This is a genomic window from Rummeliibacillus sp. POC4 (assembly GCF_003576525.1).
Taxonomy (GTDB): domain Bacteria; phylum Bacillota; class Bacilli; order Bacillales_A; family Planococcaceae; genus Rummeliibacillus.
On the sequence record NZ_QWUA01000102.1, the window covers coordinates 1 to 8,896 of the forward strand.

Here is an 8,896-nt window from a genome sequence, read left to right on the forward strand (position 1 = left end):
GGAGAGCGTTAATGGATATTCTTTCATGGATTTTAGTTATTACAAGTTTTATCATTGCGTTTGTTGGTTTAATATATCCGGTTATACCATCTGTTTTATTTATTTTTTTAGGCTTTATCATACATGGACTATTCCATGGCTTTAGTGAATTCCCTTGGTGGTTCTGGGTATGCGAAATTCTTTTTACTATATTGTTATTTGGTGCAGATACACTTGCAAATGCGTTTGGTGTAAAAAGGTTTGGGGGTTCAGAAGCAGGCATCTGGGGAAGTACAATTGGTTTATTAATAGGACCGTTTGTTATACCGTTTGCAGGTATTTTAATAGGACCTTTTATAGGAGCAGTAATCGCCGAATTACTTTTTTCAAAAAGTTCTCTTAAACTGTCGTTGAAGATAGGAGTCGGATCGCTTGTTGGTTTTTTGACATCCGTAGTAACGAAGGGAATTGTACAAATAGTGATGATTGTTTTGTTTTTGGTCGTTATGTAAATTCGCTCTAAAAACTGGCTTTGCGTAAAACATTCAATCTTTTTATGTAATAGGCTAGTTGTATAAATTTCATAGTAATTCAGTCTAAAGGATGAAATTGAAAAATATAGTTAATAATATTTGAACGCAAATATAAATTTTGATAACCTAATGGATGTAGTAAATAATTACTTAATTTCAAGGAGGAATTTTATTATGGCATTTGAATTACCAAACTTACCTTATGCTTTTGATGCATTAGAACCACATATCGACGCAAAAACAATGGAAATCCATCACGACAAACACCATGCTACATACGTAGCTGGCCTAAACGCTGCTCTAGAAGGAAAATCTGAATTTGAAGGTAAAACAGTTGAAGAAGTAATTGCTAACTTAGACGCTGTTCCTGAAGCAGTTCGTACAGCTGTACGTAATAACGGTGGCGGCCATGCTAACCACTCACTATTCTGGGAATCATTAGCTCCAAATGCAGGTGGCAAACCAACTGGTGAACTTGCAGCAGCAATCGATGCAAAATTCGGTAGCTTCGATGCTTTCAAAGAACAATTCGCAGCAGCTGCTAAAACTCGTTTTGGCTCAGGCTGGGCTTGGCTATCACTAGCTAACGGTGAATTAGAAATTTCATCTACTCCAAACCAAGACTCACCAATCATGGAAGGTAAAACTCCATTACTTGGTCTTGATGTTTGGGAACATGCTTACTACTTAAACTATCAAAACCGTCGTCCTGATTACATTTCAGCATTCTGGAATGTTGTAAACTGGGACAAAGTTGCAGAACGTTACGCTGCTGCAAAATAATCCATTATTCTTGGAACAAAGCACGTATCTTACACGTCAGTAAGATGCGTGCTTATTTTTATGGGCTCGTTTAAAATGGGCATATATTTCTGTATTTCGTTACTACTATTTACTGTTGATCATATTAAAAATTTACAATTACATAGGCAAGAAAAATATTAATTCCCCTATGTCTTTGAAAGGCATGCAATTATTCATTTTTTAGCGAAAATGTTTTATGTTTTTTCACAGAAAAATGATATACTACTAATTGTGAATTGAGTGGAAAGGGGGCTAAAAGCATGCGCAAAAAAAACAAAAATATAAACAAACGTGCATCCAATGTCAAAGCAAAACAGCGTGCAAATCTTTCTTTTCGAATGAACGTACTGTTCTTCTCGATTTTCTTATTATTTTCAGCCTTAATATTACGATTAGGATATATGCAAATTGTAAAAGGAAAAGATTATGTTAGAGAATTAGAACAAACGGAAGAAGTCACAGTAAACACTAGTGTTCCACGAGGTCGAATATATGATCGACAAGGTCGTGTATTAGTTGATAATAAACCTAAAAATGCAATTACCTATACAAAATTGCAATCTACGACAAGCGAAGAAATGTTAGCAACAGCTAAAAAGTTATCAAAACTTATTAAAATGGATACAAGTAAAATAGCGTTGCGTGATAAGCAAGATTATTGGATTACTCTTCATAAAGATGAAGCTTATGCAAAAGTTTCAAAAAAAGAGCAAAGCGCTATTAATAAAAACGATAAGTTATCTACTTCTGATAAACAATCTGAACTCGATAAATTAGTACGGGATCGTATTACAAAAGCAGAATTGAAAAGTTTAACGAAAGAAGACTTACAAGTTTTAGCTATTTATAGCAAAATGGTAGCAGGGTATAACTTATCACCTCAAATTATTAAAAGTGATAAAGTAACAGATAAGGAATTTGCTATCGTATCCGAACATTTAAACGAGTTACCAAATGTCAATACAACAACAGATTGGGCCCGACAAAAAAATTCAGATTTAAGTATTCTTGGCTCTACGACTACACCATCTGAAGGGATTCCAAAGGATAAGCTCGATTATTATTTGGCTCGTGGCTACTCACGAAATGACCGAGTTGGGAAAAGTTATATTGAAGCTCAATATGAAGAATTACTGCAAGGGCAAAAAGCAGTTGTCAAAAACGAAACTAACGGAAAAGGCCAAGTTGTCGAAACAAAAACAACATCTCCAGGTTCACCTGGGAAAGACCTTGTATTAACAATTGATAGTAATTTACAAAAGAAACTTGAAAAACTAGTTGAAGAGCAATTACTTACAGCAAAAGCAACTGGTGCTTCTAGTCTTTTAGATCGTGCCTTTCTTGTCATGATGAACCCAAATACTGGGGAAATATTATCAATGGTAGGCAAAAAAATAGATACAGATGAAACTGGTAAAACTGTCATAAACGATTATGCTATTGGTACTTTTACTTCAGCTTATGAAGTAGGGTCAGTAGTAAAACCAGCGACATTACTTACTGGTTATTCATTAAATGCCATTACACCAGGAGAAGTCTTAACCGATAAACCGATTAAAATTGCTGGAACAAAAGCAAAATCTTCTATCTTTAACCGTTCTGGTGCAATTCCTTTATCAGATTTACAAGCGCTTGAACGTTCTTCTAACTCATATATGTTCCAAGTTGCGATGAAGATTGCTGGAGCTAATTATGTGTATAACGGTGGTTTAAGAGTACAACCAAATGATTTTACAAAAATTCGTAATTCATATGCTCAATTTGGTTTAGGAGTGGATACAGGTATTGACTTACCTGGTGAATTTACAGGATTTAAAGGTGAAGAATCGATTTCAGGTAAATTACTCGATTTAGTAATTGGACAATATGATACATTTACACCACTACAATTGGCTCAATATGTATCGACAGTTGCAAATGGTGGGAAGAGAATCCAACCGCATTTAGCAAAAGAGGTACGTGAACCTTCAGTAGATGGGAAAAAATTAGGACCTATTGTTAAAGAATTTACACCAAACGTATTAAATACGATTAACAATCCTCAGTCTCAAATTGATCATGTGAAGCAAGGGATGCATTTAGTGTATTTTGGTAGCCAAGGTTCAGCAGCTTCATACTTTAGAGATGCAAAATTTGACGCAGCAGGTAAAACAGGTACAGCTGAAGTTGTATACTACGGACCTAAAAGGGCTGCATATGGCACTCAAACATTAACAATTACTCATATCGGATTTGCTCCATACAAAAATCCGGAAATCGCCTATGCTGTAGTTGTTCCATGGGTGACAACAAGCCAAAGTTATACAGCTATCAACAATATCATTGCACGTAAAGCTGTTGAAACGTATTTCTCTTTACAAAAGAAAGAAATGAATAATAAAGAAGAAACCGTAGGACAAAAAATAGAAAGAGCAAACAATAAAAACGCTAGTAATAATTCTGCACAGTAGAATGATGCTTAGTAATATAAAAATACAGTGAATTCCATTTGAGGGAACTGAGAAACTTACCTTTTTTAGTTGTGTAAATGAAATTCAATACAATAAAGGCAAATTGTCGTCTTATTTGGACGGCAATTTGCCTTTTTCTCTCTCTTTTTTTCACTCAGAATTTTTAGTATTCGCTTAAGGTTGTGGGTCAATCACATTCTTCGAGGATAAAAGTAGACTCTACAAATTGATTAATTTTCCGAAGCATATTTCCCTTCGGCACCACAATATTGTGCTATGAATGGGTTTCTTGGTTTTAAATTTTTGGGAAAAGTATTTTAGAGAAGAGAAAAGAGTGGATTGGAGTGGAAGGCAGCGAGTCCTCGAAAATGTATTCACATTTTCTTCGTGCGGTGTAAATTCGAGGAAGCTAATTCAATGTCTAGCGGGAACAGCACGAGCTGAAGCACCCGGACTGAGCGTAGCGAGGGAGAAGGCTGAAGCCGTGCCCGCAGAAAGCGTAATCAGAACTAAAGTATATAAGTAAAAGATAAATCGATAGCTTTTTAAATTTATTTATATCAATTTACATCCCCTTTACAAAACCATAATAATCCCTAACATTCCATTTATATTCCCTCAACAAACTCCCTTTATAGTAAGTATTGTAATAAACAATACAAATTCCTTTGGGAGGCAAACACAGATGAAAAACTGGAAGTACTTAATGATGACATCAGTTATCGGATCTGCATTATTTTTAGGAGCATGTGGTAATAACGATGACTCAGCATCAAAAAGCAATAACGGTTCAACAGAACAAAAAGCAGATGCAAGTCAAAAATTAGAAGGTAAAATTTCAGGTGATGGTTCATCAACAGTAGCACCAATTATGGAAGCAATCGTAGAAGAATATGCAAACGAACAACCAAAAGTTCAAGTATCAGTAGGCGTATCTGGAACAGGTGGCGGTTTTGAAAAATTCATAAAAGGCGAAACTGATTTTTCAAATGCCTCTCGTGAAATTAAAGACGAAGAAGCTGCGAAATTAAAAGAAGCAGGTATTGATTATACAGAAATGAAAATTGCATTCGACGGAATTTCAATCGTTGTTAACAAAGATAATAACTGGGTAGAAGATTTAACTGTCGATCAATTAAAACAAATTTGGTTAGAAGATGGTAAAGATAAAAAATGGTCAGATATTAACCCTAAATGGCCAGATGAAAAAATCGTATTCTATTCTCCTGGTACAGATTCAGGTACTTATGACTATTTTGTAAATGATATTTTAGAAGAAAAACAACTAGTAAAATCAGTTACTCTTTCTGAGGATGATAATGTCCTAGTTAAAGGAGTAGAGTCAGATAAAAATGCTATTGGCTATTTTGGATATGCATACTACTTAGCAAACAAAGATAAGTTAAAAGTTGTTAAAATTGGTGGGGTTGAACCAACACATGACACAATCGAATCTGGAGAGTATACACCACTTTCTCGTTCACTATACGTATATGTGAAAAACAGTGCTATAAAAGACAACCCTGTTATGTATGATTTTATGAAATATACAATTGAAAATGCTGGAGAAATGGCTGAAGCAGTTGGTTACGTAAAAACTCCAGATGATATATATCAAAAAGACTTATCTGCATTAGAAGCGTTGAAATAATAAGAGTTAAAAGGGAGTGAGTAGCAAATAGCTACTCACATTCCATTTGAAGGGGGACTTCAATTGGTTAGCTTTAAGCAACAAGATTCGCAATCTGTTCAACAACTAATCGAACAAGCAAAAGGCAAAGGTTCAAAAAAGTTAATGGAAAAAATAATGCCGAAGATATTATTTTTGACGGCATTAGTATCCGTCTTAACGACAATTGGTATTGTATTTACACTGATTTTTGAAACCTTTGAGTTTTTTACAAGAGTGAATATTATAGATTACCTAATCGGTAGAGAATGGCTACCTTTTGCTGGAGATTCACCAGCATATGGGGTTTTGCCATTAATCGCTGGCACATTAAAAGTTACATTGATCGCAGCAGTTGTAGCGGTTCCACTTGGGATAGCGGCAGCAATTTATCTAAGTGAGTATGCAAGTGATAAAATACGCAGAACGATTAAGCCAATTTTAGAAGTTTTGGCTGGCGTTCCTACTATTGTATATGGATTCTTTGCATTGACGTTTGTTACACCAATTATTCAAACTGTTATTCCATCAGTGAAAATTTTTAATGCAATAAGTCCAGGAATCGTAATTGGAATCATGATATTACCAATGATTGCTTCATTATCAGAGGATGCTATGTCTTCCGTTCCAAACTCGATTCGTGAAGGTGCTTTGGCACTGGGCTCTACAAAATTAGAAGTAACATTAAAAGTTATTCTACCAGCGGCAATATCAGGGATTCTTTCTTCTATTGTACTTGCAGTTTCTAGAGCAATCGGTGAAACAATGATCGTTTCTCTAGCTGGTGGATCGACTCCAAAATTCGACATGAATATTACTGATTCTATTCAAACTATGACTGCATATATCGTTCAAGTATCAAGCGGTGATGCTGGTTATGGAACTACTATTTATTATTCAATCTATGCTGTTGGTTTTACTCTTTTTATCTTCACATTACTGATGAATTTATTAGCACACTTTATCTCAAAACGCTTTAAGGAGGAATACTGATGAATTATATCAATCAAAAAGAAGTCATCAAGAGAATGTCAGGGCGAATATTCCTCAATGGTCTTTTTAAAGTGATCTTTCTATTAGCGACATTGTTCGCTTTAGCAACGCTTGGAATTTTGATTTATCGGATGGTTACACAAGGTTCTGAATATTTAGATGCTGATTTCCTGGGAAATTTCTCATCTAGATTTGCCGAAAAAGCTGGGATTAAGGCAGCATTGATAGGGTCGATTTGGCTAATGGCAGTTGTTGCTCCAGTATCACTTTTACTTGGTATAGGTGCAGCTCTTTATCTTGAAGAATATGCTTCTAAAAACAAAATGACGGATTTTATACGTATGAATATCTCCAATTTAGCTGGAGTTCCTTCTATTGTATTTGGTTTACTTGGATTGACCATTTTTGTTCGAAGTTTAGCTTTAGGAAAAAGTGTATTAGCTGCTGGATTGACCATGAGTTTATTGATATTACCTGTCATAATTGTTTCTTCTCAAGAAGCAATTCGCGCTGTGCCGAATGAATTGCGTGAAGCATCATATGGTATGGGTGCAACTAAGTGGCAGACTATTTTAAAAGTTGTACTACCTTTTGCGATACCGGGTATTTTAACTGGCTGTATTCTAGCACTATCAAGGGCCGTTGGTGAAACAGCTCCTTTAGTTGTAATTGGTATTCCTGTCATCGTACATTTTTTGCCAGAAGGAATTTTAAGCCAATTCACTGCTTTACCAATGCAAATATTTGATTGGGCAAAACGTCCACAACCAGAATTTCAACATGTCGCAGCAGCAGGGATTCTTGTTTTACTGATATTCTTAATTGTTTTAAATTCAATTGCTATTTTCATCCGAAATAAGTTCCAAAAACGTTATTAAAATTGGAGGATATAAAATGTTAAAAATTCAAGTGAAAGATGCAGAGCAAAATTCAACTGATAATCTTAAGGTACTTCAAACAGATAAGAAAAAAACTGTTTATCAAACAAGAAACTTGAATCTTTGGTATGGTGAGCAACAAGCTTTAAAAGATATAAATCTTGACATTATTGAAAATGATGTAACGGCTATTATTGGACCTTCTGGTTGTGGAAAATCCACTTATATTAAAACGTTGAATCGAATGGTAGAACTTGTACCAATTGTTCGTACAACTGGTGAAATTATCTATCGCGAACGAAATATTTTAGATAAAAATTATCAAGTAGAAGAATTAAGAACGAAAGTAGGAATGGTATTCCAAAAGCCAAATCCATTTCCAAAATCTATTTACGATAATATTGCCTATGGTCCAAGAATTCATGGTATAAAAAACAAAAAGATTTTAGATGAAATCGTAGAAAATAGTTTACGTGGTGCGGCTATTTGGGATGATGTAAAAGATCGTTTACATCAAAATGCTTATGGGTTATCAGGAGGGCAACAACAACGTATTTGTATTGCTAGATGTTTGGCAATAGAACCAGATGTCATCTTAATGGACGAACCGACTTCAGCACTTGATCCTATATCAACATTAAAAGTAGAAGAACTTGTTCAAGAATTAAAACAAAATTATTCTATTATAATTGTGACACATAATATGCAACAAGCTGCACGTATTTCTGACAAAACAGCATTCTTCTTAAATGGTGAGGTAATTGAATTTGATGATACAAATAAATTATTCTCAACACCATCAGATCGACGTACAGAAGACTATATATCTGGAAGATTTGGCTAAGGAGGAAATAACATGACACCAAGGGAAAAATTCGATAGTGATTTAAAACGTGTTCAAAATCTACTTGTTGAATTGTGCGAACGTTCAATTCAGGCATTCGAGAAATCGCTGAATGTATTATTTTCAAAAAATATGGACGGTGCAATCGTTATTATTGAGCAAGACCGTTTTATCAATCGCTTAGAAGAACATCTTCATGATGAAATTATTCTTTTAATCACAAAACAACAACCAGTAGCCACAGACTTACGAAGATTAGTTGCTCTCATCCGTGCTGCACAAGATATGGAAAGAATAGGTGACTATGCCGTAAGTATTGGAAAAGAAACAATTCGTATAGGTGAAAATCCCAAACCTTATCCAGAAGAGCAATTACGAGAAATGGGAAAATTGACTGTTAATATGTTAAAAGAAATGTTGGATGCTTTTGTAAAAGAAGATGTTGAAAAAGCAAAAGAAATCGCTTTGCGAGATGATCAGATTGATCATTGTTATGGAGAAACAATGTCATCTATTGAAAAAATGATGACTAACGAATCCTCGAGTGGCCATGCAATTCAATTGGCGCTAATATGCAAATATATTGAAAGAGCTGCCGACCATGCCACAAATTTAGCTGAAGCTTTATTCTTTATAGTCCAAGGAAAAAGATTCGCTCTAAATTCATAAAAGGAGTTTTCCGTAAATAGTGGAAACTCTTTTTTATCATACATTTTAAATGTAATTCGTTAATTAATTAATTTTAA

Annotated in this window: 8 protein-coding genes; all 8 read left to right on the forward strand. The window is 34.6% G+C overall.

The features are described from left to right. Positions 1-11: 11 nt before the first annotated feature. The 8 genes from D1606_RS17480 (at position 12) to phoU (ending at position 8,819) form a co-directional block, all read left to right on the forward strand. Complete coding sequence (locus D1606_RS17480) at positions 12-491, forward strand: DUF456 domain-containing protein (protein WP_119417306.1); 480 nt, start codon at positions 12-14, stop codon at positions 489-491. Positions 492-686: 195 nt separating this feature from the next. Next, the gene (locus D1606_RS17485; RefSeq protein ID WP_119417299.1) at positions 687-1,295 is read left to right on the forward strand and encodes a superoxide dismutase; all 609 of its coding nucleotides are present in this window, start codon (positions 687-689) and stop codon (positions 1,293-1,295) included. A 281-nt stretch (positions 1,296-1,576) separates the two neighbouring features. Next, entirely contained in the window at positions 1,577-3,766 is a 2,190-nt protein-coding gene (locus D1606_RS17490) for a peptidoglycan D,D-transpeptidase FtsI family protein (protein ID WP_119417300.1), read from the forward strand. Between the two features lie 685 nt (positions 3,767-4,451). Continuing rightward, positions 4,452-5,417, forward strand: a complete 966-nt coding sequence (locus D1606_RS17500) for a PstS family phosphate ABC transporter substrate-binding protein (protein ID WP_119417302.1) — start codon at positions 4,452-4,454, stop codon at positions 5,415-5,417. A 63-nt stretch (positions 5,418-5,480) separates the two neighbouring features. Further along, complete coding sequence (gene pstC / locus D1606_RS17505; protein WP_233548163.1) at positions 5,481-6,428, forward strand: phosphate ABC transporter permease subunit PstC; 948 nt, start codon at positions 5,481-5,483, stop codon at positions 6,426-6,428. Beyond that, the gene (gene pstA / locus D1606_RS17510; protein WP_119417303.1) at positions 6,428-7,306 is read left to right on the forward strand and encodes a phosphate ABC transporter permease PstA; all 879 of its coding nucleotides are present in this window, start codon (positions 6,428-6,430) and stop codon (positions 7,304-7,306) included. Before pstC ends, pstA begins: the two co-directional genes overlap by 1 nt. Before the next feature lie 16 nt (positions 7,307-7,322). Beyond that, positions 7,323-8,150, forward strand: a complete 828-nt coding sequence (pstB, locus tag D1606_RS17515; RefSeq protein WP_119417304.1) for a phosphate ABC transporter ATP-binding protein PstB — start codon at positions 7,323-7,325, stop codon at positions 8,148-8,150. 12 nt (positions 8,151-8,162) lie between these two features. After that, positions 8,163-8,819 carry a phosphate signaling complex protein PhoU gene (phoU, locus tag D1606_RS17520; RefSeq protein WP_119417305.1) on the forward strand — a complete coding sequence of 219 codons (657 nt, stop codon included), beginning with the start codon at positions 8,163-8,165 and terminating at the stop codon, positions 8,817-8,819. The last annotated feature ends 77 nt before the right edge of the window (positions 8,820-8,896 follow it).

Bases quoted from the DNA above. Each gene is read 5' to 3' on its own strand.
- D1606_RS17480 (WP_119417306.1), top strand. From the start codon at position 12: ATGGATATTCTTTCATGGATTTTAGTTATTACAAGTTTTATCATTGCG.
- D1606_RS17485 (WP_119417299.1), top strand. From the start codon at position 687: ATGGCATTTGAATTACCAAACTTACCTTATGCTTTTGATGCATTAGAA.
- D1606_RS17490 (WP_119417300.1), top strand. From the start codon at position 1,577: ATGCGCAAAAAAAACAAAAATATAAACAAACGTGCATCCAATGTCAAA.
- D1606_RS17500 (WP_119417302.1), top strand. From the start codon at position 4,452: ATGAAAAACTGGAAGTACTTAATGATGACATCAGTTATCGGATCTGCA.
- pstA (WP_119417303.1), top strand. From the start codon at position 6,428: ATGAATTATATCAATCAAAAAGAAGTCATCAAGAGAATGTCAGGGCGA.
- pstB (WP_119417304.1), top strand. From the start codon at position 7,323: ATGTTAAAAATTCAAGTGAAAGATGCAGAGCAAAATTCAACTGATAAT.
- phoU (WP_119417305.1), top strand. From the start codon at position 8,163: ATGACACCAAGGGAAAAATTCGATAGTGATTTAAAACGTGTTCAAAAT.